Origin of the sequence: Roseateles oligotrophus (genome assembly GCF_025717515.1) — a bacterium.
In the GTDB taxonomy this organism is placed as follows: domain Bacteria; phylum Pseudomonadota; class Gammaproteobacteria; order Burkholderiales; family Burkholderiaceae_C; genus Paucibacter_A; species Paucibacter_A oligotrophus.
In genome coordinates this window covers 268,590-291,316 of the sequence record NZ_JAJIRN010000001.1, presented here as the reverse complement: position 1 = coordinate 291,316, position 22,727 = coordinate 268,590, and the positions used below count along the sequence as shown (strand labels likewise).

The 22,727-nt window shown below is 61.0% G+C and carries 19 protein-coding genes; 9 read left to right on the top strand and 10 right to left on the bottom strand.

Going from position 1 to position 22,727, the window contains the following annotated elements; all coding sequences use genetic code 11:
* Nucleotides 1-25: 25 nt before the first annotated feature.
* The gene (locus LNV07_RS01430) at nucleotides 26-1,066 is read right to left on the bottom strand and encodes an AraC family transcriptional regulator (RefSeq protein WP_263569386.1); all 1,041 of its coding nucleotides are present in this window, start codon (nucleotides 1,064-1,066) and stop codon (nucleotides 26-28) included.
* A gap of 93 nt (nucleotides 1,067-1,159) precedes the next feature.
* Here LNV07_RS01430 and LNV07_RS01425 point away from each other — a divergent pair, with 93 nt between their 5' ends.
* Together LNV07_RS01425 and LNV07_RS01420 are read left to right on the top strand one after the other, a co-directional pair.
* Nucleotides 1,160-2,338 (top strand): alkane 1-monooxygenase, encoded by a 1,179-nt coding sequence (locus LNV07_RS01425; protein ID WP_263569385.1) that lies wholly within the window; start codon nucleotides 1,160-1,162, stop codon nucleotides 2,336-2,338.
* 93 nt (nucleotides 2,339-2,431) lie between these two features.
* Nucleotides 2,432-3,754: a dicarboxylate/amino acid:cation symporter gene (locus LNV07_RS01420; RefSeq protein ID WP_263569384.1), complete on the top strand. Its 1,323-nt coding sequence runs from the start codon at nucleotides 2,432-2,434 to the stop codon at nucleotides 3,752-3,754.
* On the opposite strand, the gene LNV07_RS01415 is transcribed toward LNV07_RS01420, so the two are convergent.
* The 4 genes from LNV07_RS01415 to LNV07_RS01400 all read right to left on the bottom strand — a co-directional run bounded on the left by LNV07_RS01415 (nucleotide 3,755) and on the right by LNV07_RS01400 (nucleotide 8,285).
* Complete coding sequence (locus tag LNV07_RS01415) at nucleotides 3,755-4,708, bottom strand: NAD(P)H-dependent flavin oxidoreductase (RefSeq protein WP_263569383.1); 954 nt, start codon at nucleotides 4,706-4,708, stop codon at nucleotides 3,755-3,757. It abuts the gene before it with no gap.
* A gap of 15 nt (nucleotides 4,709-4,723) precedes the next feature.
* Nucleotides 4,724-6,526, bottom strand: a complete 1,803-nt coding sequence (locus LNV07_RS01410) for an acyl-CoA dehydrogenase (RefSeq protein ID WP_263569382.1) — start codon at nucleotides 6,524-6,526, stop codon at nucleotides 4,724-4,726.
* 75 nt (nucleotides 6,527-6,601) lie between these two features.
* Entirely contained in the window at nucleotides 6,602-7,534 is a 933-nt protein-coding gene (locus LNV07_RS01405; protein WP_263569381.1) for an electron transfer flavoprotein subunit alpha/FixB family protein, read from the bottom strand.
* Nucleotide 7,535: 1 nt separating this feature from the next.
* On the bottom strand, nucleotides 7,536-8,285 hold the full coding sequence (locus tag LNV07_RS01400; protein ID WP_263569380.1) for an electron transfer flavoprotein subunit beta/FixA family protein: 750 nt from the start codon (nucleotides 8,283-8,285) through the stop codon (nucleotides 7,536-7,538).
* Nucleotides 8,286-8,455: 170 nt separating this feature from the next.
* Between LNV07_RS01400 and murI the strand changes: the two genes are divergently transcribed.
* On the top strand, nucleotides 8,456-9,256 hold the full coding sequence (gene murI / locus LNV07_RS01395) for a glutamate racemase (protein ID WP_263569379.1): 801 nt from the start codon (nucleotides 8,456-8,458) through the stop codon (nucleotides 9,254-9,256).
* A gap of 4 nt (nucleotides 9,257-9,260) precedes the next feature.
* Here murI and LNV07_RS01390 read toward each other — a convergent pair whose 3' ends face one another.
* The 5 genes from LNV07_RS01390 to LNV07_RS01370 all read right to left on the bottom strand — a co-directional run bounded on the left by LNV07_RS01390 (nucleotide 9,261) and on the right by LNV07_RS01370 (nucleotide 14,965).
* Nucleotides 9,261-9,779: a YfiR family protein gene (locus LNV07_RS01390; protein WP_263569378.1), complete on the bottom strand. Its 519-nt coding sequence runs from the start codon at nucleotides 9,777-9,779 to the stop codon at nucleotides 9,261-9,263.
* Nucleotides 9,776-11,761 carry a TonB-dependent receptor plug domain-containing protein gene (locus tag LNV07_RS01385; RefSeq protein ID WP_263569377.1) on the bottom strand — a complete coding sequence of 662 codons (1,986 nt, stop codon included), beginning with the start codon at nucleotides 11,759-11,761 and terminating at the stop codon, nucleotides 9,776-9,778. Before LNV07_RS01385 ends, LNV07_RS01390 begins: the two co-directional genes overlap by 4 nt.
* A complete protein-coding gene (locus LNV07_RS01380; RefSeq protein WP_263569376.1) occupies nucleotides 11,745-13,046 on the bottom strand; it encodes a sensor domain-containing diguanylate cyclase in 1,302 nt (433 codons plus the stop codon). The genes LNV07_RS01385 and LNV07_RS01380 overlap by 17 nt, the downstream gene beginning before the upstream one ends.
* 108 nt (nucleotides 13,047-13,154) lie before the next feature.
* Nucleotides 13,155-13,802 (bottom strand): response regulator, encoded by a 648-nt coding sequence (locus LNV07_RS01375; RefSeq protein WP_263569375.1) that lies wholly within the window; start codon nucleotides 13,800-13,802, stop codon nucleotides 13,155-13,157.
* Nucleotides 13,799-14,965 carry a hybrid sensor histidine kinase/response regulator gene (locus LNV07_RS01370; RefSeq protein ID WP_263569374.1) on the bottom strand — a complete coding sequence of 389 codons (1,167 nt, stop codon included), beginning with the start codon at nucleotides 14,963-14,965 and terminating at the stop codon, nucleotides 13,799-13,801. The genes LNV07_RS01375 and LNV07_RS01370 overlap by 4 nt, the downstream gene beginning before the upstream one ends.
* 288 nt (nucleotides 14,966-15,253) lie before the next feature.
* On the opposite strand from LNV07_RS01370, the gene LNV07_RS01365 reads away from it, so the two are divergent.
* The 6 genes from LNV07_RS01365 (at nucleotide 15,254) to LNV07_RS25425 (ending at nucleotide 22,711) form a co-directional block, all read left to right on the top strand.
* On the top strand, nucleotides 15,254-15,715 hold the full coding sequence (locus LNV07_RS01365) for a hypothetical protein (RefSeq protein ID WP_263569373.1): 462 nt from the start codon (nucleotides 15,254-15,256) through the stop codon (nucleotides 15,713-15,715).
* 50 nt (nucleotides 15,716-15,765) lie between these two features.
* Nucleotides 15,766-16,128: a response regulator gene (locus LNV07_RS01360; protein ID WP_263531893.1), complete on the top strand. Its 363-nt coding sequence runs from the start codon at nucleotides 15,766-15,768 to the stop codon at nucleotides 16,126-16,128.
* Nucleotides 16,129-16,152: 24 nt separating this feature from the next.
* Complete coding sequence (locus LNV07_RS01355) at nucleotides 16,153-18,288, top strand: chemotaxis protein CheA (protein ID WP_263569372.1); 2,136 nt, start codon at nucleotides 16,153-16,155, stop codon at nucleotides 18,286-18,288.
* Nucleotides 18,289-18,327: 39 nt separating this feature from the next.
* The gene (locus LNV07_RS01345; protein ID WP_318013660.1) at nucleotides 18,328-19,881 is read left to right on the top strand and encodes a methyl-accepting chemotaxis protein; all 1,554 of its coding nucleotides are present in this window, start codon (nucleotides 18,328-18,330) and stop codon (nucleotides 19,879-19,881) included.
* A 106-nt stretch (nucleotides 19,882-19,987) separates the two neighbouring features.
* Nucleotides 19,988-20,461, top strand: coding sequence for a chemotaxis protein CheW (locus LNV07_RS01340; RefSeq protein ID WP_263569740.1), 474 nt, complete (start codon nucleotides 19,988-19,990; stop codon nucleotides 20,459-20,461).
* A gap of 102 nt (nucleotides 20,462-20,563) precedes the next feature.
* The gene (locus LNV07_RS25425; RefSeq protein WP_318013659.1) at nucleotides 20,564-22,711 is read left to right on the top strand and encodes a methyl-accepting chemotaxis protein; all 2,148 of its coding nucleotides are present in this window, start codon (nucleotides 20,564-20,566) and stop codon (nucleotides 22,709-22,711) included.
* Nucleotides 22,712-22,727: the final 16 nt, after the last annotated feature.

The following is a 22,727-nucleotide window of genomic DNA, read 5'->3' as shown; positions in this document are numbered from 1 at the left end:
CAAGATGCTTGCGCGCCTGGACGATTCAGGCCCGCAAGCGCTCGCGCAGACCCGAGGGCGTCTGCCCAAACCAGCGCCGCACGGTGCGGCTGAAGTTGGACGTATCCTCGAAACCGAGCTGTGCGGCAATCTCTTCCACCGAGTTCTGGGTGTGACGCAGCTGCCAAAGCGCCTGCTCCTGGCGCACGCCGTCCAGCAAGGCCTGGTAGCTGCTGCCTTCGGCGCGCAAGCGGCGTATCAGCGTGCGCACCGAAACATGGCATGCCTCGGCCAAGGCCAGCGCCGTCGGATAGGGCTGCGGCGGGCGCCGCTGCAGCAATTGCTGGCGCAAGCGCTGCGACCAGGGACCGATGCCTCCCGCCGTCAGCGCGAGTTCTCGTTCGCAATCTTCGCGCGCCGCCTCAAAGGCGCGTGCATTCGACGTTATGCATTGCGCCTCAAGCATGGCCGCACCGAGGTGAAAAGCCAGCAAAGGCGCATCGAAGACAAGCACACTGCCGTCAGCGCAGCGCTCGTATTGCTCTCGCCAAGCCGGCTCGGTAAAAGGCAGCTCGACGCGCAAGCCCCGCAGCCTGTAGCCCACCACGGTCTCCATCAAGCGCATTGCGGTGCCGAACACGGTGTCCAGCACAAAGCCACGGGCCGCGCCCAGGTCGGTACTTTCATACACCCGCAGTACGGCGCCGCTAGGCTGTTCGTCCAAGTCAAAGCGCAGCAAATCATTGCGCAGGCTGGAAAAACGGACCACCGTGGCCAGCGCCTGGCGCAGGTCGCGGCTGGCCACCACCGCCGAGCCTACCGCGCCGTGGGCCGAGATATGCGCCATCTGCCCCAACTCGATGCCCAACCAGGGCCGGCCACTAGATGCAATTGCCGCTTGCGCCAACAGCTGCACGACAGCAAAGTCCAGCATCTTCTCCTCAGTCGCGAGCCCCTCCCAGCTCAAACCGGCCTCGGCCAACGCCAGCTCCATGTCCGCCCCCAGGCCGCGCAGCAACATGCATAACAGCCGCGCATAGGTGGGATGCACCTTCGCTGCTTGGATGGGGTTTTGCTGATGACTCATTGTTTGTCACTTTAGGACGATCACTTGCCACTTGCCACGGTGTTTGCACGGGGGCGAGCCGGCCACACTGACACAAACAACAGGAGACAGACAATGACCCTCAGCGTGCCCAAGCCTATGCAACAAGAACCGGCCCAAGTCCCCTATGTGGACCGCAAGCGTTATGCCTGGCTGATGAGCCTGCTGGTGCCGGCGTCGGTGACCTTGGGGCCGGCCCTGCTACTGTGGAGCGGCGACGCGCGCCTGCTGTGGCTGCCGGTGGCCTTTCTTTACGGCGTGGTGCCCTTGATCGACTGGCTCTTGGGCAGCGACCGCAGCAACCCGCCCGAGTCCGCCGTGCCGGCCTTGGACGCCGACCTGTTCTATCGCCGCATCACCTATGCGCTGGTGCCGATCTTGTGGCTGGCCTTCACCTTCTGCGCCTGGTTTGTCGCCACGCATGACTTGCCCTGGCATGGCGTGTTGGCTATGGTGATCATCACCGGCTCGGTCGGCGGCTTTTGCATCAACCTGGGCCATGAGTTGGGCCACAAGCAAACAACGCTCGAGCGCTGGCTGGCCAAGCTGGTGCTGGCCACCACCGCCTATGGTCATTTCTATATTGAACATAACCGCGGCCATCACCGGGATGTGGCAACGCCGCTGGACCCGGCTTCCTCGCGCATGGGCGAGTCGATTTACCGCTTCGTGCTGCGCGAAATGCCCGGCGCCTTCAAGCGCGCCTGGGGCTTGGAAAGCACGCGGCTGCGCAAGGCGGAACTGCCGGTCTGGTCGCTGCACAACGAGATCTTGCAGCCGGCGCTGATCACGGTGGCGCTCTGGGGTGGCTTGGTGGTTTGGCTCGGGCCAGCATTGCTGCCTTTCATCCTGGCCACCGCCTTCTGGGCCAACTTCCAGCTGACTTCTGCCAACTACATTGAGCATTACGGTCTGCTGCGCCAAAAGCTGCCCAACGGCCGCTACGAGCAATGCCAGCCGCATCACTCCTGGAACAGCAATCACATCTTTTCCAACTGGGCAGTGTTCCATTTGCAGCGCCACTCGGACCACCATGCCCACCCGCTGCGCCGCTACCAATCGCTGCGCCATTTCGAGAATCTGCCGCAACTGCCCAGCGGCTATTTCGGCATGTTCAGCATCGCCTATATCCCGCCGCTGTGGTTTCGCGTGATGGATGAGCGGCTGCTGGCCGTGGTCGGGCGCGACCCGGCGCGCATCAATTTCGAACCCTCACGCCGAGCCGATTTGATGAGCCGGTACCGCCTGGGCTGAGCGTCGCCGGCTGTTGCCCTGTATGTAAATCCCCTCATATCCAGACCAGCCCGCCGGACGCAAGATGCCGCATCGTCGACATCGGAGTCCATCGTGCAAGCCAAAACACCCATTTACAAATCGCTCTACGCCCAGGTCATCACCGCCATCGTCTTGGGTGTGTTGCTGGGCCATTTCTACCCGGAGAGCGGCGCGGCGATGAAGCCGCTCGGCGACGGCTTCATCAAGCTGATCAAGATGATCATCGCGCCCATCATCTTCTGCACCGTGGTGGTCGGCATCGCCGGCATGGAAGACATGAAGAAGGTCGGCAAGACCGGCGGCCTGGCCCTGCTCTACTTCGAGATCGTCTCCAGCCTGGCCTTGGTGATTGGCCTGATCGTCGTCAACCTGCTGCAGCCCGGCGCCGGCATGAATGTGGACCCGGCCGCGCTGGACACCAAGAGCATTGCCGCCTATACGGCGCCCGGCAAGATGCAGACCACCACCGAGTTCTTGCTCGCCATCATCCCCAGCACCGTGGTCGATGCCTTCGCCAAGGGCGAGATGCTGCAAGTGCTCTTGATCGCGCTGCTGTTTGGCTTTGCCCTGCACCGCTTTGGCGGCCGCGGCACGCTGGTGTTCGACCTGATCGAGAAGAGCTCGCATGTGCTGTTCGTGATCGTCGGCTACATCATGAAGCTGGCCCCGATCGGTGCCTTCGGTGCGATGGCATTCACCATCGGCAAATACGGCCTGGGCTCGCTGCTGCAGTTGGCCAAGCTGATGGGCAGCTTCTACCTGACCTGCCTGCTATTCATCGTCATCGTGCTGGGCAGCATCGCTCGCGCCCATGGCTTCTCGATCTTCAAGTTCATCCGCTACATCAAGGAAGAACTGCTGATCGTGCTGGGCACCTCCTCGTCGGAATCGGTGCTGCCGCGCATGATGGCCAAGATGGAGAACCTGGGCGCCAAGAAGTCCACCGTCGGCCTGGTGATCCCGACCGGCTATTCCTTCAATCTGGACGGCACCTCGATCTATCTGACCATGGCCGCCGTCTTCATCGCACAAGCCACCAACACACCGATGACGCTGACGCAACAACTGACCCTGTTGGCTGTGCTGCTCTTGACCTCCAAGGGCGCGGCCGGCGTGACCGGCAGCGGCTTCATCGTGCTGGCCGCCACGCTCAGCGCCGTCGGCGGCATCCCGGTCGCGGGCCTGGCCTTGATCCTGGGCATCGATCGCTTCATGAGTGAGGCGCGCGCGCTGACCAATTTGATCGGCAACGGCGTGGCCACCCTGGTGGTGGCCAAATGGACCGGTGATCTGGACGTAGAGCGCCTGAACAGTCAACTGAACAACGAGAACGACCTGGAAGCCGACGCGCCCGAGCAGGTGCTGGACCGCGTCAACCTGCAGCTCAAGACCTGATCAGCGCAACGCTAAACGCGCCCGGGCGGCCTGATACTCGGCCGCCAGGCGTGCGACCAGTTGGCCGGCCGGCAGCACCTCGCGCACCGCGCCAATGCCCTGGCCGCAGCCCCAGATTTCTTTCCAGGCCTTGGCGGAGCTGCCGCCGAAGTTCATCGCACTCGGGTCGCTCTCGGGCAGATGGTCCGGGTCCATGCCGGCATTGACGATGGAGCCGCGCAGATAGTTGCCGTGCACGCCGGTGAACAAATTGCTGTAGACGATGTCGTCGCTATTGCTGTCCACAATCATCTGCTTGTAGGCGTCCGCCGCGCGCGCTTCCTCGGTGGCGATAAAGGCCGAGCCGATATAGGCGAAGTCCGCGCCCATGGCCTGCGCCGCCAACACGGCATCGCCGGTGGCGATCGAGCCCGACAAGGCGACCGGGCCGTCGAACCACTGACGAATTTCCTGGATCAGCGCGAACGGGCTCTTCACACCCGCATGGCCTCCCGCGCCGGCCGCCACGGCGATCAGGCCGTCGGCGCCTTTTTCGATCGCCTTCTTGGCGAACTTGTTGTTGATGATGTCATGCAGCACGATGCCGCCCCAGGCATGCACCGCCTGGTTGACATCTTCACGCGCGCCCAGCGAGGTGATGATGATGGGCACCTTGTACTTGGCGCAGACGGCCATGTCATGCTCAAGCCGGTCGTTACTTTTGTGCACGATCTGGTTGATCGCAAACGGCGCGGCCGGCTTGTCCGGGTTGGCCAGGTTGTAGGCCGCCAGCTCGGTGGTGATCTCGTTCAGCCACTCGTCCAGCAGCTCGGCTGGGCGGGCATTCAGCGCCGGCATGGCGCCGACCACGCCGGCCTTGCACTGGGCAATCAGCAGCTTCGGATTGCTGATGATGAAGAGTGGCGAGCCGATGATGGGCAGCGGCAGGTTTTGCAGAATTGGAGGCAAGGACATTGAAATAGTCTCCGATCAGAAAGCGTCGAGCGACATCGCGGTGACGCTGTCCGCGCCCTCGACGATGGCATCGCGCAGGCCGCCGGAGCGGCTCAGAATATGCTCGGCATAAAAGCGCGCGGTGGCGATCTTGGCGGACATGAAGGCGGCGTCCTCGCCGGCCGCCAACCGGTCCTCGGCCACCAAGAGCGAGCGCGCCAATTGCCAGCCAGCGACGAGATTGCCGGCCAACATCAGATAAGGCACCGAGCCAGCATAGGCGGCGTTCGGATTGCTGCGCGAATTCGCCGCGATGAAGTCCACCACATCGAGGTAAGCCAAGCGTGCGGCCGACAAACGCTTCAACATGGATTGGGCCGCCGCGCTGCTAACGCGCAAGACCAACTGCGCCTCGGTCGCCTCGACCAGGCCGGCCACCGAGCGGGCGAAAGCGCCGCCGTCGCGGCCGGTTTTGCGGCCGACCAGATCATTGGCCTGGATCGCGGTTGTGCCCTCGTAAATGGTCAGGATCTTGGCGTCACGGTAATGCTGAGCCGCGCCGGTCTCCTCGATGAAGCCCATGCCGCCATGCACTTGCACGCCCAGGTCGGTGACCTCCAAACTCATCTCGGTGCTGTAACCCTTGACCAGAGGAACCAGGAATTCATAGAAGGTCTGCGCCTGCTTGGCGACCGCTGGGTCACCGTGGTGATGGGCGGTGTCATAGGCGCTGGCCGCCACGCTGGACATCGCCCGGCAACCTTCGGTCAGCGCACGCATCGTCATCAACATGCGGCGCACATCGGGGTGGTGCAGGATGGGTGCTGCGCCGCCACCGGCTGCGGTGCTGCCGTCGACCGGGCGCGACTGCACGCGCTCGCGGGCGAAGCTCGCCGCTTGTTGGTAGGAACGCTCGGCCACCGCAATGCCCTGCACGCCGACGCCGAAGCGGGCCGCATTCATCATGATGAACATGTATTCCAGGCCACGGTTTTCTTCACCGATCAAGGTCCCAACGGCACCACCATGGTCGCCAAATTGCAGCACCGCGGTCGGGCTGGCCTTGATGCCCATCTTGTGCTCGATCGACACGCAATGCGCGTCGTTGCGGGCGCCCAAGCTGCCGTCGGCATTGACCATGAATTTCGGCACCAGGAACAGGCTGATGCCCTTGACGCCCTCGGGCGCGCCGACCACGCGGGCCAGCACCAGATGGACGATGTTCTCGGCCATATCGTGTTCGCCATAGGTGATGAAAATCTTGGTGCCGAAGATCTTATAAGTGCCGCCGGCTTGAGGCTCGGCGCGCGTGCGCACTTGAGCCAGGTCGGAGCCGGCTTGTGGCTCGGTCAGGTTCATCGTGCCGGTCCAGCTGCCGTCGACCAACTTGGGCAGGTAGACCGATTTTTGCTCGTCGGAGCCGGCCGTCAGCAAGGCCTCGATCGCGCCGTCGGTCAGCAGTGGGCACAGCGCAAAGCTGACGTTGGCGCTATTGATCATCTCGCCGCAGGCCGCGCCTATGGTCTTGGGCAAGCCCTGCCCCCCGAACTCGCCCGGGTGCTGCAGGCCCTGCCAGCCACCTTCGGCGAATTGTTTGAACGCTTCCTTGAAACCGGGCGTGGTGAAGACCTGACCGTCTTTCCAATAGGAAGGGTTCTTGTCACCTTCCCAATTCAACGGGGCGATCACGGCCTCGCTCAGCTTCGCGCATTCTTCCAACACGGCTTGCGCGGTGTCGAGGTCGAAGTCGGCAAAAGCGGGAATCTTGTTCAGGGCCGGCAGGTCGGCAAGCGCCTGCATATTGAACAACATGTCTTTAACGGGGGCGCGGTAGCTCATTGTCTTGTCTCCAGAAAAAAGGCGCCGCGACCATGTAGTCGGGCGCCTTCGGGCTTGTTTCTCAAACGGGTGAAATCAAAGCGACTTGACCAGTTCCGGCACGGCCACGAACAGATCGGCTTCCAGGCCGTAATCGGCGACCGAGAAGATCGGTGCTTCGGCATCCTTGTTGATCGCGACGATCACCTTGGAGTCCTTCATGCCGGCCAGATGCTGGATCGCACCCGAGATGCCGCAGGCGATGTAGAGCTGCGGGGCGACGATCTTGCCGGTCTGGCCGACCTGCCAGTCGTTCGGCGCATAACCGGCATCCACAGCGGCGCGCGAGGCACCGAGTGCGGCGCCGAGCTTGTCGGCCAAGGGCGTCAGCACTTCCATGAACTTGTCGTTGGAACCCAGGGCGCGGCCGCCGGAGACGATCACCTTGGCTGCCGTCAGCTCGGGGCGGTCGTTCTTGGTCACTTCACGGCCGGCAAAGCTGCTCTTGCCGCTGTCGGCAGCGGCTGCGATCACTTCAACAGCGGCGCTGCCACCGCTGGCGGCGGCAGCGTCAAAGCCGGTCGTGCGCACGGTCAGGATCTTGACCGCGTCACCGCTTTGCACGGTGGCGATCGCGTTGCCGGCGTAGATCGGGCGCTCGAAGGTGTCGGCGCTGATGACCTTGGTGACGTCGGACAGTTGGGCCATGTCCAGCAAGGCGGCCACACGCGGCGCCACGTTCTTGCCCGAGGCGGTAGCCGGGAACAGGATGTGGGTGTAGCCGGACGCAATCGCCAACACTTGGGCGGCGAGGTTCTCGGCCAAGCCGTTTTCCAGCGCAGCGGCGTCGGCATGCAAGACCTTGGCCACACCGGCGATCTGCGCAGCGGCAGCGGCGGCTGCGGCGGCATTGAAGCCGGCCACCAGCAGGTCAACCTCGGCGCCGATCGCCACAGCAGCGGTGACGGTATTCAAAGTGGCGCCCTTGATATGGGCGTTGTCGTGTTCAGCAATAACGAGTGCGCGCATCTCAGATCACCTTCGCTTCTGTCTTCAATTTACTAACCAGAGTAGCCACATCGGCCACCTTAATGCCGGCGCTGCGCTTGGGCGGCTCCTCGACCTTGAGGGTCTTGATGCGCGGCGCGACGTCCACACCCAGATCGGCCGGCTTGATCACGTCCATCTGCTTTTTCTTGGCCTTCATGATGTTGGGCAGCGTCACATAACGCGGCTCATTCAGGCGCAGGTCGGTGGTGATGACGGCAGGCAGGCTCAGCTTGACCGTTTCTAGGCCACCGTCGACTTCACGCGTCACGGCCACCGAGTCTGCGGTCAGCTCGACCTTGCTGGCAAACGTGCCCTGCGGCATGCCGGTCAGCGCGGCCAGCATCTGGCCGGTCTGGTTGCAGTCATCATCGATCGCCTGCTTGCCCAGGATCACCAGGCCGGGCTGCTCCTTGTCGACCAGCGCCTTGAGCAGCTTGGCAACGGCCAAGGGCTGCAACTCGGCATCGGTCTCGATCAGGATGGCACGGTCGGCGCCGATCGCCATTGCGGTGCGCAGGGTTTCCTGGCATTGCGTGACGCCGCAAGAGACGGCGATCACCTCGGTGACGATGCCCTTCTCTTTCAGGCGCACCGCTTCTTCGATGGCGATTTCATCAAAGGGGTTCATCGACATTTTCACGTTGGCGATATCCACGCCGCTGCCGTCGCTCTTGACGCGCACCTTGACGTTGTAGTCGACCACGCGTTTGACTGGGACCAGGACTTTCATCTTTCGATTACTCCAAGACTAATTGACGTTAACGTTAACCAGATTCTACGGGGGCGGCTCGGCAGCCCGGCAGCTTCTTTGCGGCAAAGGCGCAAAAAAGCACGATCGTTCTATTCTAGCCACGAAGCCGAGGCCGCCTGTCTACAAAAGCTAGACTGCCGCACTTAATGATGACAAGCCCTTCTTCCCCTCAAGCCTGCCTGGGTGTTTTTGACTCTGGTGTGGGTGGTCTGACCGTGCTGCGCGAGTTGCGCCGGCAATTGCCCGATGTGCCGATGCTTTATGTGGCCGACACCGCGCATGCGCCCTATGGTCAGCGCGAACCCGACTACATCATTCGGCGCAGCCTGACCGTGGCCGAACACTTGATAGCCCAGGGCGCCCGCGTTTTGGTCGTGGCCTGCAACACCGCCACCGCGCACGCGATTGGCGCACTGAGGCAGCGCTGGCCGGACTTGCCCATCGTCGGCACCGAGCCCGGCATCAAGCCGGCGGTGGCGGCCAGCCGCAACGGCCGCATTGGCGTGATGGCAACCCCGTCCACCATTGCCAGCGCCCGCTTTGCCGACCTGATCGCCCGCCATGCCGGGCAAACCGAGGTCTTCAGCCAGCCCTGCCCGGGGCTGGTCGCCTTGATTGAACGAGGCGAGTTGGACACGCCTGCCCTGAGGCAATTGCTGATGCAGTTATGCGAACCGCTGATCGCCGCCGAGGTGGACACCGTCTTGATGGGTTGCACCCATTACCCTTTGATTCAGTCGGCGCTGCAGCAGGCGCTCGGGCCGCAGGTACAACTGCTGAATATCGAATCGGCGGTGGCGCAACAGACTGCCAAGCAGTGGCAGGCATTGGGCGTGAGCGGTCAGGCCGCGCCGCCAATTCTGCAGACCACCGGCAGCGCCGAGGCCTTGACGGGCTTCGTGCAGCGGGCTCTCGCTTGGCCTTTGCAAGCCCAGGCCTTGCGGCTCTGAAAGCTCACTTCACCTCGCGCGCCAGCTTCAGCATGTGCGAGCTAAGTATCAAGCCGCGGCGCTTGGCCTCGGTGTGATTGATGCGAAAAGCCAAACCGTTGGGCTCGGCCACCAGCGCGATCACCGCGCCATTGCGGAAGGCTTCGGCGCTGTCACCCACCACCAGGACGGGCTCATTCGTCAGTGCCGCCTGCCAGCGTTGCAATTGGGCCCTGTCGTCAAAACCGAGCAGCAGCAAATGGCATTGCGCCGCCTGCTGGGGGTCGGTCAACACCTGCAGGCGGCTGTTCACTTCGCCATGTGATTTCAAAGTTAGCGCCTGTAGCGCGGTCTGCATGCCGACGTTGCCGGCCACACAATAGATGAACTCTCGCGCCGGCGGTGGCGGCCATTGGGTGAACTGGGCAAAGCGATAGATGAAGGCAGCCTTCAATTGTGCGTCATCCAGCGCCGGGGCGGCGCGAGTACCGAACGCCGACAAAAAGCCAAGCAGCAGCAACCATGTTTTGACTGCGCATCTCATGAGTCGAACCTCCAAGTCAGACCGAGTTGCACCGTGCGCCCGGCTTGTCTGGCCGGCGGCATATCAATCCGGGGGCGATCAAAGTAGGCTGTATTGCCAAGGTTGTAGACACCCAGACTCAAATCCAAATCAAGGCGCGGGCGCCATAGCAAATTGACGTTATTGAGCAAATAACCCGGCAAATCTTCAGCCGCGGTGTGGCGCCTGCTCATCGCAAACACCTGCCATGAAGCTTGCAGGGAGTCGCCCAAAATCGGCTGGCTGAAAAACAGCTTGAACAGCGCCGGCGGCGAATTACTCAGACCAGCGCCCGCCTGATCCCGCGTGCGCTGCAGGGACAGGCCCGCACGCAGTCGCGCGCCCTGATCCCAGCGCCGCTCCAGCTCCAATTCAGCGCCGTAGTTGCGCAACGCCGCGCTGTTTTCATATACCGGCAAGTCCACTTGATTGAGGTCGATCAGATCCAAAAACCTCGAAACATAAAGCGACAGCCGGTATTGCAACTGCGGGGTCAGGGCCTGATCCCAGGCCGCTTCCAGCGTCTTCACCCGTTCCGGCTTTGGCGGAGCCACTTCCCAAGATCTATTGAGCGAAAATTCATTCAAATTGGCGGCCCGAAACGCGCTGCCATACATCAGCTTCAGCGTCGCATCGGGGATGCCGCTCCAGACCCAGGCCAGTCTTGGGTTGACACTGGACTCGGCCACCCTCGAGCTGTCCCGACGCAAGCCAAGAATCAAGCGCTGCGTGTCATTCAAGGTCCACTCATCTTGAATGAAAAAACCCACCCGCCGGTTGTCGCCAAAGAATTCAGCAAAGGGCGGCTCGCCCTCCATGCCCAAAGAGATGCGCTGCTCGGCATCGTCTTGAACTTCGACACCGGCCATCAAGCGATGTGCCACCCAGCGCCTTGTACTCAGGCGCAGATCCCAATTCGACCAGCGACCTCGCGCCGTCATACCGTAAAAACGCTGGCGGCCGGTTTCGGGGTCGTTGGATGGGTAGCGCTCCTTGTACAGGCTGCGCTTGACCGACATACTGGCAAACAAGTCCCAGTCAGGGGTGAGGCTGCGCTCGTGGCTCAATGCAACGAAGCTGTTGTCGCTATGAATAGAGGCTTGCTCAAATGCCAGCGGAATGCTGTTTGGCATCAATTCCGGCAAACCATTGATCAATTCGCTGACGCCGCCACGCAGCGCCCAGCCGCCCGCGCCAACATTACCCAACAGGCGCTTGCTTCGAACCCAAAAGCGTTCACGCCGCCCGTCCACCTCTTCGGCGAGGGTTTCGTAGGGCAAGCGTATGCGGTCTTGCCTGAACTCACTGGCGGCCAGCCATCCTTCCCAACCGGCCTCGGAGCGATGGCCCCAACTGGCTCGCAATTGCTGCAGACCGAGCGAGTCGCGACTGGCATGGACCTCCGCCCCGGCCAATTTATCCGCCCGCTTGGTCATTACATTGACCACACCCAAGAAAGCATTATTGCCATACAGCGCCGAGCCCGGCCCGGGCGCGAACTCGACTCGTTCGATCAACTCGGTGTCGACGAAAAAGTCTCCGCCCAGCAAGCCGGCGTCGAAGACATTTTCATTCACACGCATGCCGTCGACAAGGAAGAGCAGGCGCGAATTGAGGTCACCCGGCCGCCCCAAGCCACGCGCACCCACATAAGTAAAAGTCCCATCCCCTGTGGTGTAAAGCCCGGGTAGAGCCTGCAGAATGTCCGCCATATTGCGCAAGCCGAAGCGGACAATATCTGCGGCCGTGATGACGTAGGTGGCCGACGGCGCCTGCGCGGCGCTTTGCGCGAAACGCGAAGATGTGCTGACTTCGACATCACGCGGCACTTGCGTGAGCGGTTGGCGCAGCAACTCTTCAAGACCCATTTCCTGCGCAGGCTCGTCGCCGGCCTGCGTCAACGCCGGCGCCGCCATACATAGCAGCAACAGGCTTGCAGACAGCAGATTAGGACGAAGCAGCATGTCCGGCCCTCCTAAAGGTGTTCTTGCCGGCCCGCTTGGCCGCATACATCGCCACATCGGCAGCACTCAAAAGCCGTGACGCCTCGACCTCATCGATGGGACAAAAGGCCAGACCCACCGTTGCGCCTATAGGCATCAAATGATCACCGATGATCATAGGCTCCCGAATCGCAGCGATCAGGCGCAGCGCCAAAGCTTCGGCGGGGGCCTCATCGGCCAGTTCCGGCAAGATAAGCCCGAACTCATCGCCACCCAGCCGGCACAGCACGTCGCCCGCCCGCAAAACCCGCGACATGCGGGCGGCCACCTCGCGCAACACCGCATCACCAGCGTCATGCCCATGCTTGTCATTGACGGTTTTGAAGTTATCCAGGTCAATGAACATCAAGGCCATCAACTTGCCAAGTTCGCAACTGCTGGCGATATTCCGCTGCAAGGCCGACTGGAAATACAGGCGATTGGGCAACTGGGTCAGGCTGTCTTGATGGGCCAACTGTTCAAACTGCTGGCCAAGCAATTGCTCGCGTTGCAATTGCTGGTTCAGCTCGGTCTGGCTGATCTCCACCCGCTTGAGCATCTGATTGAAGCGCTCGCTCAAGCGCCCCACCTCGTCGGCACGGTGGACGCGCGCGCGCTGACTGTAGTCCTGACTGGTGGAAACCTGTTCAGCCAGTTCAGAGAGCTCAACGATCGGCGCCAAAGCCCGTTTTTGGACCCAACGCAATAATCGCCCGGCCACCAAGATCGCCAAGCCTATCAAGATCGCCGCCACACCAACCATGCGCAGCACCGTGTGTTGCAATGCTCTCAAACTCTGATGAACGTTCAGTGCCCCCACCAACTCACCCTTGAGCTTGATGGGCACCCAAACATTGAGCGAATTCAGATGCATCTGCCGCAAGGCCGGAATGTTTGCCAACTCAGGCGGCATCAGCTTCAATGCTTGGCTGGCCTGCCCTTGCTCAAGCCAATGAGTAAATGCGGCGTTGCCAACCTTCAAAACCTGCACCTCAAGCACACCGCCACGCCGGGCGAAGACCGTCAATTCAAGCTGGGCTGCATCAACATCCTCAAACACCAGCATCGGTGCCAGGCTATTGGCCAACAATTGCGCATCTTGTTCGGCCGATTGTGCCTGCTGACTTCGGGCCACCAGCAGCGAGGCCGTGGCGATCAAGGCAAAGGTCAGCATCATCGTCACCGCCAATACCAGCAAGTTGACGCGCGTCAAGCGGCGGACCAGCGAGTCCGATTTAGCTTCCGTTTGCAGTTCGGAGTTTGTCATGCGGGCTGACATGAAATGGCCGCTGTCACCTTGACAAGGGCAAGGCCGCAGTTTTACCACCCACAGCGATTTTCCATCAATGGAAAAACACCCCTCGCCGGCACTAGCTCAACTCGCCACCAAACCGTTGCGAATGGCGTACACCGTCAGCTCGGAATTATTCGCCAGGCCCAACTTCTCCAGCACCCGCGCACGGTAAACGCTCACCGTCTTGGGGCTCAGCGTCAATTCTTCGGCAATATCGGACAGGCGCTTGCCCGAGGCGATCATCACCAAGGTCTGCAGTTCGCGGTCGGAAAGCTTTTGGTGCGCCTGCTCATTGACCGGCGCGGTCAGGCTCTCGACCAGCATCTGCGCGATCTCGGGCGTCACGTATTTGCGCCCCTGCGCTACCGTGCGCACCGCCTGCACCAGCACCTGCGGGTCGCCACCTTTGTTGACATAACCATAGGCCCCGGCGCGCAGGGCCCGGATCGCGTATTGATCCTCCGGGTACATCGAGACGATCAACGTGCGGATGGAGGTGCCTTCGTCCTTCATCACATGCAACACGTCAAGGCCACTGCGGCCCGGCATATTGATGTCCAGCACCAGCACATCGATGGCCGAATTCGGCCCCAGATCACGCAGCAGGCTGCGCAATTCGCCATAGTCGGACGCTTCGCCGATGACCTCGATATCGGGCACATCGGACAAGGTGTCGCGGATGCCGCGACGAATCAGCGCATGGTCATCACAAAGAATGACCTTGATCATGGCCGCGCCCACACCGTCGACTCGGTCGACTCGCCCGCAGCGCGCCCAGAGGCCAACTGTTCATCGACGCCGGCGAAGTCCACCGACTCCATTTGCAGTGGCACCGAAAGTATCAGGCTCACGCCTTTGTTATTGCTGCTCAAGTCCACCCATCCCCCTACGGTTGCGGCGCGTTCATGCAGACCGCGAATGCCAAAGCTGCGCGCCTTGGCCAAGGCCCCGGGCGCAATGCCGACCCCATTGTCGCTAACTTCAAGTGTCAAGACCCCGGAATCGACGCTCAGGTCGATATCAACCCGGCTGGCATTCGCGTGTTTGGAAACATTCGTAAGTGCTTCTTGGGCCGTGCGGTAAGCCACCAGGGGCACCCCAGCTGGCAACTGCATGTCGTTTTCACTGCTGCAACGCAGGGTCACCACGATGCCGGTGCGGCGCTCGAAGCGCGCCGCCATCCACTGCACCGCTGCCACCAGACCCTGCTCCAGAATCGCCGGCCGCAGGTTTTGCATGATGCGCTGACTGGCTTCGATCGCGCCGGTGACGGTCTCCAAAGCAGACTCGACACGTTGCAAAACGCCCGCATCCTTGGCGTGACGCTGGATCCAGGCCAAGTCGAACTTCAGGGCGGTCAAGGAGCCACCCACATCATCATGAATCTCGCGCGCTATGGCGGCGCGCTCCATCTCGACACTCGTTTGCAAATGGCCGGCCAATTCATGCAGGCGCTGCTTGGACTTGATCAACTCTCGATCGGCCTCAATCCGCGCGCGCTCCGACTCACTCGCCTCAATCGCATGCAAAAGCGCAGGCGCCAAGCGGGCCAGGTCCTTCTTCAATAGATAGTCGGAAGCTCCGGTGCGCATCGCCGCCACGGCGGTGTCCTCGCCAATTTCTCCCGAGACCAAGATGAAGGGCAAGAGCTGCTTGCTGGCCTTCAACATGTCAAGCACCACCAAGCCCGAAAACCCGGGCAAGTTGTAGTCTGAAATCAAGGCATCCCAGGGCTCGGTCAAGGCACGACTAACCTCGGCCAAGGTATCTATGCGCTCAAGCTGGATATTCAGTCCGGCACGGCGCAACTGCGCCATGATCAATTGATGATCCAGCTCGGAGTCTTCTATATGGAGTACGCGCAAGTGGCGCTCGGCAGTTGGAATCGGCATGGGGGAGAAGTATGCAGGCATTGCGTGAACGTAAACCCTGGGGGAACCCGTCTCATTGGATAGTTTGCTGCATGATTTTGCCCAAACAAGGGGTTAACCCTTGCCACAAATCGGGAGCCTGTGTAGATTCCGAGAAATAGCCTGCTTCTGTAGCCATTGTCCAGTCGACAGACGAGCAAGAAATGCCGAAGATGCGTTCAAGCAACTGGTCGCCGTGGTGTGTCCAAGCCGACTTCTTTTTTGAGGGTCAGGTTTTGCCGCCAGGAGAACAATAAGCATGGAGCAAAGATGCCGATGAACGAATCAATCGATCCCTTCGACCCAGGGATGACCCCTTTGCTGGCGGCCGCCGAGCTGCAGGATCATCTGATGACAGTAACCAATGATCTGGAGCGGCTGCAGCGCCTACTGGATGATGCGGGAGAGGCGCTCTCCCTGCACTTCTACAGCGCATCGAATCATGTCAATGGATTGATCCAGAGTTCTGGAGAGCAGGCGTCAAATGCCAATCCAATTTTGAAAAAAGTCATGGAAGACATTGCCGGAGCCATCACGGCCTTGCAATTTCAGGACATGGCCACGCAGTTGATTGCCCACACCAGCCAGCGCCTGCGCAACTGCGCCGATCAACTCGCACGCGACACCTTTGGTGACGATGAAGACGGCGAATCCGTCGTTGAACTTGCACCCTTGCGACCCAACCCGGTCACGCAAGACGAGATGGACGCCGGTTCGATCGAATTGTTCTAAAGAATCCAAGATATTTACCGAAATCAGCTTGATACCCCGGAGAGACAACAATGCACTCAATCCTTGCCGTGGACGATTCGGCCTCGATGCGCCAAATGGTCGCCTTCACACTCAAAAACGCTGGCTTCAATGTCGTTGAAGCGGTTGATGGGCAAGACGCGCTGGAGAAGTCGACGACACGTGACTTCGACTTGGTACTGACCGACCAGAACATGCCGCGTATGGACGGCATTAGCCTGACCAAGAAGTTACGCGACAACCCCAAGTTCAAGACCACCCCTATCCTGATCCTGACGACCGAGTCCAGCGACCAGATGAAGCAGGCTGGTCGCGCCGCAGGTGCAACCGGCTGGTTGGTGAAGCCCTTCGACCCAGCCAAGCTGATCGAAGTGATTGGCAAAGTCATTCGCTAAACCGTCGTCAAATTGGAGTAGAGCATGGGAGAAATGACTTCCGAGGGCGCCAGCCTGAGCGCTGGAATCGACCTCAGCCAGTTTTACCAGGTCTTCTTTGAGGAAGCCGGTGAGAATCTCGACAATATGGAGCAGATGCTGCTCAACCTCAACATCGAGACCGCCGACGACGAAGAGCTGAATGCGATTTTTCGTTGCGCTCACTCGATCAAGGGCGGGGCCGCGACATTCGGCTTCAGCGATGTGGCCGAGTTGACGCACCAGATGGAGACCCTGCTCGACAAGTTGCGTCGCCACGAGCTCAGCCCGACCTCTCCGATGGTCGACACTTTGCTGCAATCGGGCGATGCCTTGCGCGCCCAGCTGGGTCGCCACCAAGGATCCGGCGCGGCCGCTGTCGACACCACCGATCTCTTGACCAGCATCCGTGGTTTCGTAGAGAGCGAGCAGGAGGAGTTTTACGAACCACAGGCGGCGCCTGCTCCTGCCCCGGTCGCCGCAGCGCCCAAAGCCAGCAAGGCTGCCCCAGTAAGACCTGGCGTGCGCGAATTGGAAATGCGTGTCGGCCCTTTGACCGACCTGAGCTTGGCCGATAACCTGGTTGATCTCTTCAAAGAGATTACCGACCTCGGCACGATTGAACCCTTGGACGGGGGCGTGGCAGCGGACGGCGTGCGTCGCTTCAAAATTCTAACCAGCAGTTCAGACGGTGATCTGCTGGATCTCTTTACCTTCCACGTGGCCCGTGAGCAGGTTGAGCTCTTGCCCCTCGGGCCGGGCTTCGGCTTCCACGAGGGCTCGCCCGGATCTCCCGCTGCGACGCCAGCCTCATCTCAAGAAGCCGACTTGGGCTATGGCTTCTTTGACAATGCGCCGGGCCTGCCCGAAGCCTCCGCCGCCACCAGCGAATTGAAGGTGCAGGCCGAACCGGCCAAGCCCGCCACCGTCACCCCGGCCGCAGTCGCCCGCCCCGCCGCGGGTCCTGCCGCAGGCATGGAGCAATCGACGCTGCGGGTATCGATCGAAAAAGTTGACCAACTGATCAACTTGGTCGGTGAATTGGTGATTACGCAAGCCATGCTGGCACAGAACAGCCGCGATGTGGCGCCAGGCCTGTATCAGCAACTGACCTCCGGCCTGGCCGATCTGGAACGCAACACCCGCGACTTGCAAGAGTCGGTGATGTCGATTCGGATGATCCCGATGTCGATCGTGTTCAACCGCTTCCCGCGCATGTTGCGTGATTTGGCGGCCAAGCTGGGCAAAAAGGTCGAATTGGTAACGCAAGGCGAATCGACCGAACTGGATAAGAGCTTGGTCGAGAAGATCACCGATCCGCTGACGCACTTGGTTAGAAATAGCTGCGACCACGGCATCGAGATGCCTGCCGACCGTTTGGCCAAAGGCAAGCCCGAGCATGGCACCATCACCCTGGTCGCCTCGCACCAAGGCGGCTCCATCGTGATTGAAGTGCGCGACGACGGCAACGGCCTGAACCGCAACCGTCTGATCAAGAAGGCGCGCGAAAAAGGCATCGACGCGCCCGATTCGATGAGCGATTCGGACGTCTGGAACTTGATCTTCGCACCGGGCTTCTCGACCGCCGATCAAGTCACCGATGTTTCCGGGCGCGGAGTCGGCATGGACGTGGTGAAACGAAACATCACCTCGCTCGGCGGCACGGTCGAGATCGACTCCGCCGAAGGCTATGGCATGAAGGTCTCGGTTCGTTTGCCGCTGACCCTGGCCATCATGGACGGCATGAGCGTTGGCGTCGGCGAAGAGGTCTATATCTTGCCGCTGTCTTCGGTGATCGAATCCTTCCAGGTGCAGGCCGACACCATCAAGACGGTGGCCGGTTCGGGCCGGGTGGTCGAGGTGCGTGACGAATACATGCCGGTGATCGGACTCGAGACGATCTTCCAGGTGCCGCGCTTCGACTTTGAGCATGTCAGCACCATCATGGTGGTGGTTGAGGCCGAGGGCGGGCGTGTTGCTCTGCTGGTCGACGAATTGCTCGGCCAGCAACAAGTCGTGGTCAAGAACCTCGAAGCCAACTATCGCAAGGTGCCCGATGTTTCGGGGGCCACCATCATGGGCGATGGCCGGGTTGCGCTGATTCTCGACGTTGGCAGCTTGGTGCGGCGCTCGCGCCATTGACGCCTTCCGTCCTAAAACAAACTTTGAGAAGGTCATTCAATGAATATGAGCGCGATGATTCGCCAGTTCAGTATTCGCACCCGCATGGTCGGTGCGATTGCCATGGTTCTGACGCTGCTGCTGTTAGTGGGCGGCGTGGGCTATACGGGCATGAACACCTTGAGGGATCAGAACCGGCAGATCGTTGAAAACTCGGGCGCCTTGGTCAAACAGGCAACTGCCTTGGCGCAACACCTGGAGTCTGGCGCGGCCAAAGAAGGCGGTGCGCAACAAGACAAGTTGCTGAACGAAATCCGTGCGACGCTGAAGCAGAGTTCGGAGATATCACAAGCCTCCGGCAAGGGCGCTCAAGACAATAGCCTGATGGTCTTCATCATCGTGCTGGGGCTGGGTGCGATCATTGTCGTGCCGCTGACCTTGTTGAATATGCAGAGTATCTGCACACCCTTGGCACAGGCCGATGCTTTGGCCAACGCCATTGCCAATGGCGACTTGACCGGCTCGTCCGCGCAGATTGAAGGTCAGGACGAAGCCTCGCATCTGATGCGCTCCTTGCAGCATATGCAGCAGGCCTTGCAAAGTCTGGTGAGTCAATTGCGCACCTCGGCTGACAGTATTCGCACCGCCTCGGTTGAGATTGCCTCGGGCAACCAAGATCTCTCCAACCGGACGGAGCAAACCGCCTCCAACCTGCAACAAGCAGCGTCCTCGATGGTGCAGTTGACTGGCACGGTCAGGCAAACCGCAGACTCGGCCCGCACCGCCAATCAACTTGCCACCTCGGCATCGCATGCGGCGGCCAAAGGCGGGGAAGTTGTCGGGCAAGTGGTCTCGACCATGGACGACATCAACACCAGTTCGAAGAAGATCAGCGACATCATCGGCGTCATCGACAGCATTGCCTTCCAGACCAACATCCTGGCCTTGAATGCCGCGGTCGAAGCGGCCAGGGCCGGTGAGCAAGGGCGCGGCTTCGCCGTGGTCGCCAGTGAGGTGAGATCCCTGGCGCAGCGCAGCGCCGAGGCGGCCCGGGAAATCAAGACCCTGATTGGCGCCAGTGTTGAGCGGGTCGAAGTGGGCTCTCGCCTGGTGCAAGAAGCCGGCGCCTCGATGACCGACATCGTCTCCAGCGTGCAACGCGTCTCCGACATCATCGGCGAGATCACGGCGGCCGCAAGCGAACAGAGCGACGGCATCGAGCAGGTCAATCAGTCCGTTGTACAGCTGGATCAAATGACCCAGCAAAACGCCGCGCTGGTAGAAGAATCGGCCGCAGCAGCCGAAAGTCTGAAAGATCAAGCCGAGCAATTGGCCGATGCCGTGGGCAAATTCAGAACCAGCGCCGAGGCCAAGCCCCAGCATCGTGTGGCCAAAGCTGTGCACAAGCCCAGTCCAATGAAGCCGGGGGCGAAAACGTCTTTGCACTCGGCAGCAAGTCGTCTGAGCCCTGCCCGCACACCCGCCCCGACTCCAGTCGCTCGGCATGCCGTAGCGCCAAAGGCAGCCGCACAGACCGCTGCCCCAGCGTCCGCGCCGAAAGCAAAAGCTCCCGCCCCGTCCAGTCAGGCCGAGAGCGAGTGGGAATCTTTCTAACAGTATTTGTTCGTCACCCATCCATCCCCGATACACAAGGAGGTAAGCCATGGAAACCACCCGAGAAAACGTGCCGGCCCTGCGTCAAGAAACCGGCAGCCTGACGATGAAGAACCACGGCCCGGCCAGCGGGGAGTTTTTGACCTTCCGCCTGGGCGCCGAAGAATACGGCATCGACATCCTGAAGGTGCAAGAAATCCGTTCCTACGAGCCGCCTACCCGCATCGCCAATGCACCCGACTTCATCAAGGGTGTCGTCAACCTGCGTGGCGTGATCGTGCCCATCGTTGACCTGCGCTTGAAGCTAGGTTGCCCCACGGCCGAGTACAACAGCTTCACCGTGGTGATCGTCTTGAACGTCAGGAACCGCGTGGTTGGCGCCGTCGTTGACTCGGTGTCCGATGTGCTTGAGTTGAACCGCGATGCGATTCGACCCGCGCCGGAACTCAGCTCCACTTCGGTTGACACCAGCTTCATCACCGGTATTGGTACCGTCAATGACCGGATGCTGATCCTGATGGACATCGAAGGCCTGATGAGCAGCGCCGACATGGGCTTGATGGACTCACTGACGGTCTAAGCCAGGCGCCCGCATGTCCCGCGCGAACCGCCAAGCGATGCACTGCGGGGACCGACTGACCAGGGCAGACACATTGAAAAGAACATTGGCGGAGTATTCGCAATGACGACCAAGTCCACCTCGATCGCCCGCCGCGTATCGACCATCGGCGGAATTACCCTTGCGGTCGTTCTGCTCACCGTCAGCGGCATCGTCAGCGTGATGCTGACCCGCGACGCAAACCAACGCGTGCAGACTTGGGTCGGTGACAAAGCACAGTCACTGGTGGACTCGATGCACGCGATGGATGAATCCTCGCGCATCTTGGTGGAGCGTAACTTCGGCTCGCTGCGCCAAGAATTCGGGCCCAGCTTCACCTTGGACGAGACCACCGGTGACCTGCGCGATTGGGGGCCGAAACTGAACGGCAACTTCACGCAAGTAGACAAATTTGCCGGCGCAACCGGTGGCGTCGCAGCCGTATTTGCGGCCAAGGGCGATGACTTCGAACTCATCACCACATCGCTGAAGAACGCCAAGGGCGAGCGCGCGATGGGCACCCTGATGGGCAAGGACCACCCAGCCTTTGCAACGGTCAAGGCGAGCAAGCCCTTCTCAGGCCGCGCCGTGCTGTCCGGCCGAGCCTATATGACGCATTATTCGCCCATCAAAAACGACGACGGCAAGCTGATCGGCCTGCTTTTCGTGGGCTTCGATTTGGACGCATTTGAAGTGGCGATGGCAAGTTTGAGCGCCGGCGCCAAATTTTTCGACAGCGGCGGCACTTTTCTTGTCTCTGCGGGCAAGGATTTGTCCAAGGCCACCTTCGCCGCCCACCCCACGGCCAAAGGCAAGCTGGTCGCCGATTTCATGCCGGGTCTGGACAAGGCCTTGGCCGAGCTGGGCGAAAGCAGCGATGGCTATTTATCCAAGTTCCCCAATGTGCTGGCCTCGCCGCGCGACGATAACTTCGCGATAGTCCGCAAGAGCGACAAGACCGGCCTGTGGGTGGTGGCGCAAGTTTCCAGGGGCGAAGCAATGGCCTCGCATTGGGCCACCTTGATCCCATTTTGGGTCATGCTGACGCTCACCACGGTGGGCCTTGGTCTGGGTCTGTTCTGGATGATGCGCAACTGGGTAGCGACACCCTTAGGCGCACTGACCAGCGCGGTCGGCGCGATCGCGCAAGGTGATTTGTCGCAGTCGGTCATCAGCACGCGTGACGACGAAATCGGCTTGCTGATTCAGCGAACCGAAGCGATGCGCGAGCGCCTGGCCGAAACCATCGGCACGGTGCGGATGTCGGTCGACTCGATAGGCACCGCCAGCGCCGAGATCGCCACCGGCAACCAAGACCTGAGCCAGCGCACCGAGCAAACCGCATCGAATCTTCAGCTGGCTTCTTCGTCCATGACAGAGTTGACCGGCACCGTCAAACAAACCGCCGACTCCGCCCGCACCGCCAATCAACTGGTGATGTCGGCTGCCAATGCTGCGGCCAAAGGCGGCCAGGTCGTGGGTCAAGTCGTCTCCACCATGGATGACATCAACACCAGTTCACGCAAGATCAACGACATCATCGGCGTCATCGACGGCATCGCCTTCCAGACCAATATCTTGGCCCTGAATGCGGCGGTGGAGGCCGCTCGCGCCGGCGAGCAAGGGCGTGGCTTTGCGGTCGTCGCCAGTGAAGTGCGTTCGCTGGCGCAACGCAGTGCCGCCGCCGCCAAAGAAATCAAGACCCTGATTGGCGCCAGCGTCGAACGGGTGGAAATGGGTTCGCGCCTGGTGCAAGACGCCGGCACCTCAATGACGGAAATCGTCTCCAGTGTGCAGCGTGTGCAAGACATCATCGGTGAAATCACCGCTGCGGCCAGCGAACAAAGCGACGGCATCGGCCAAGTCAATCAATCGGTGACGCAACTGGACCAGATGACGCAGCAAAACGCAGCCTTGGTCGAAGAGTCTGCGGCCGCAGCGGAAAGTCTAAAGGACCAAGCGCAACGACTGATCGAGGCCGTCGCCATCTTCCGCTTGGCTCAGGACAGCCGCAGAAATGAGCCCTCAGCGGCACAGCACAAGCGCGCTGCGCCCGCAGGCGCGGCCTACAAAGCAAACGCGCCAACACCAACCAAATCGGTTGCAATGTCTGGCCCTAGGCCGAGCAAGACCGCTGCGTCGCCGTCTCCGGTCGCGCCCAGACCCAAACCGGCGACTGCCACTCCTGCCGCCCCACCCGCCTCGAATGAGAGCGAATGGGAGAGTTTCTAAGCCTTCACCTTTAAGC

Bases quoted from the DNA above. Each gene is read 5' to 3' on its own strand.
- LNV07_RS01400 (WP_263569380.1), bottom strand. From the start codon at position 8,285: ATGAAAGTCCTGGTCCCAGTCAAACGCGTGGTCGACTACAACGTCAAG.
- LNV07_RS01365 (WP_263569373.1), top strand. From the start codon at position 15,254: ATGCCGATGAACGAATCAATCGATCCCTTCGACCCAGGGATGACCCCT.
- LNV07_RS01360 (WP_263531893.1), top strand. From the start codon at position 15,766: ATGCACTCAATCCTTGCCGTGGACGATTCGGCCTCGATGCGCCAAATG.
- LNV07_RS01390 (WP_263569378.1), bottom strand. From the start codon at position 9,779: ATGAGATGCGCAGTCAAAACATGGTTGCTGCTGCTTGGCTTTTTGTCG.
- LNV07_RS25425 (WP_318013659.1), top strand. From the start codon at position 20,564: ATGACGACCAAGTCCACCTCGATCGCCCGCCGCGTATCGACCATCGGC.
- LNV07_RS01410 (WP_263569382.1), bottom strand. From the start codon at position 6,526: ATGAGCTACCGCGCCCCCGTTAAAGACATGTTGTTCAATATGCAGGCG.
- LNV07_RS01425 (WP_263569385.1), top strand. From the start codon at position 1,160: ATGACCCTCAGCGTGCCCAAGCCTATGCAACAAGAACCGGCCCAAGTC.
- LNV07_RS01355 (WP_263569372.1), top strand. From the start codon at position 16,153: ATGGGAGAAATGACTTCCGAGGGCGCCAGCCTGAGCGCTGGAATCGAC.
- LNV07_RS01370 (WP_263569374.1), bottom strand. From the start codon at position 14,965: ATGCCGATTCCAACTGCCGAGCGCCACTTGCGCGTACTCCATATAGAA.
- LNV07_RS01375 (WP_263569375.1), bottom strand. From the start codon at position 13,802: ATGATCAAGGTCATTCTTTGTGATGACCATGCGCTGATTCGTCGCGGC.
- LNV07_RS01430 (WP_263569386.1), bottom strand. From the start codon at position 1,066: ATGAGTCATCAGCAAAACCCCATCCAAGCAGCGAAGGTGCATCCCACC.
- murI (WP_263569379.1), top strand. From the start codon at position 8,456: ATGACAAGCCCTTCTTCCCCTCAAGCCTGCCTGGGTGTTTTTGACTCT.
- LNV07_RS01340 (WP_263569740.1), top strand. From the start codon at position 19,988: ATGAAGAACCACGGCCCGGCCAGCGGGGAGTTTTTGACCTTCCGCCTG.
- LNV07_RS01405 (WP_263569381.1), bottom strand. From the start codon at position 7,534: ATGCGCGCACTCGTTATTGCTGAACACGACAACGCCCATATCAAGGGC.
- LNV07_RS01415 (WP_263569383.1), bottom strand. From the start codon at position 4,708: ATGTCCTTGCCTCCAATTCTGCAAAACCTGCCGCTGCCCATCATCGGC.
- LNV07_RS01380 (WP_263569376.1), bottom strand. From the start codon at position 13,046: ATGACAAACTCCGAACTGCAAACGGAAGCTAAATCGGACTCGCTGGTC.
- LNV07_RS01385 (WP_263569377.1), bottom strand. From the start codon at position 11,761: ATGCTGCTTCGTCCTAATCTGCTGTCTGCAAGCCTGTTGCTGCTATGT.
- LNV07_RS01345 (WP_318013660.1), top strand. From the start codon at position 18,328: ATGAATATGAGCGCGATGATTCGCCAGTTCAGTATTCGCACCCGCATG.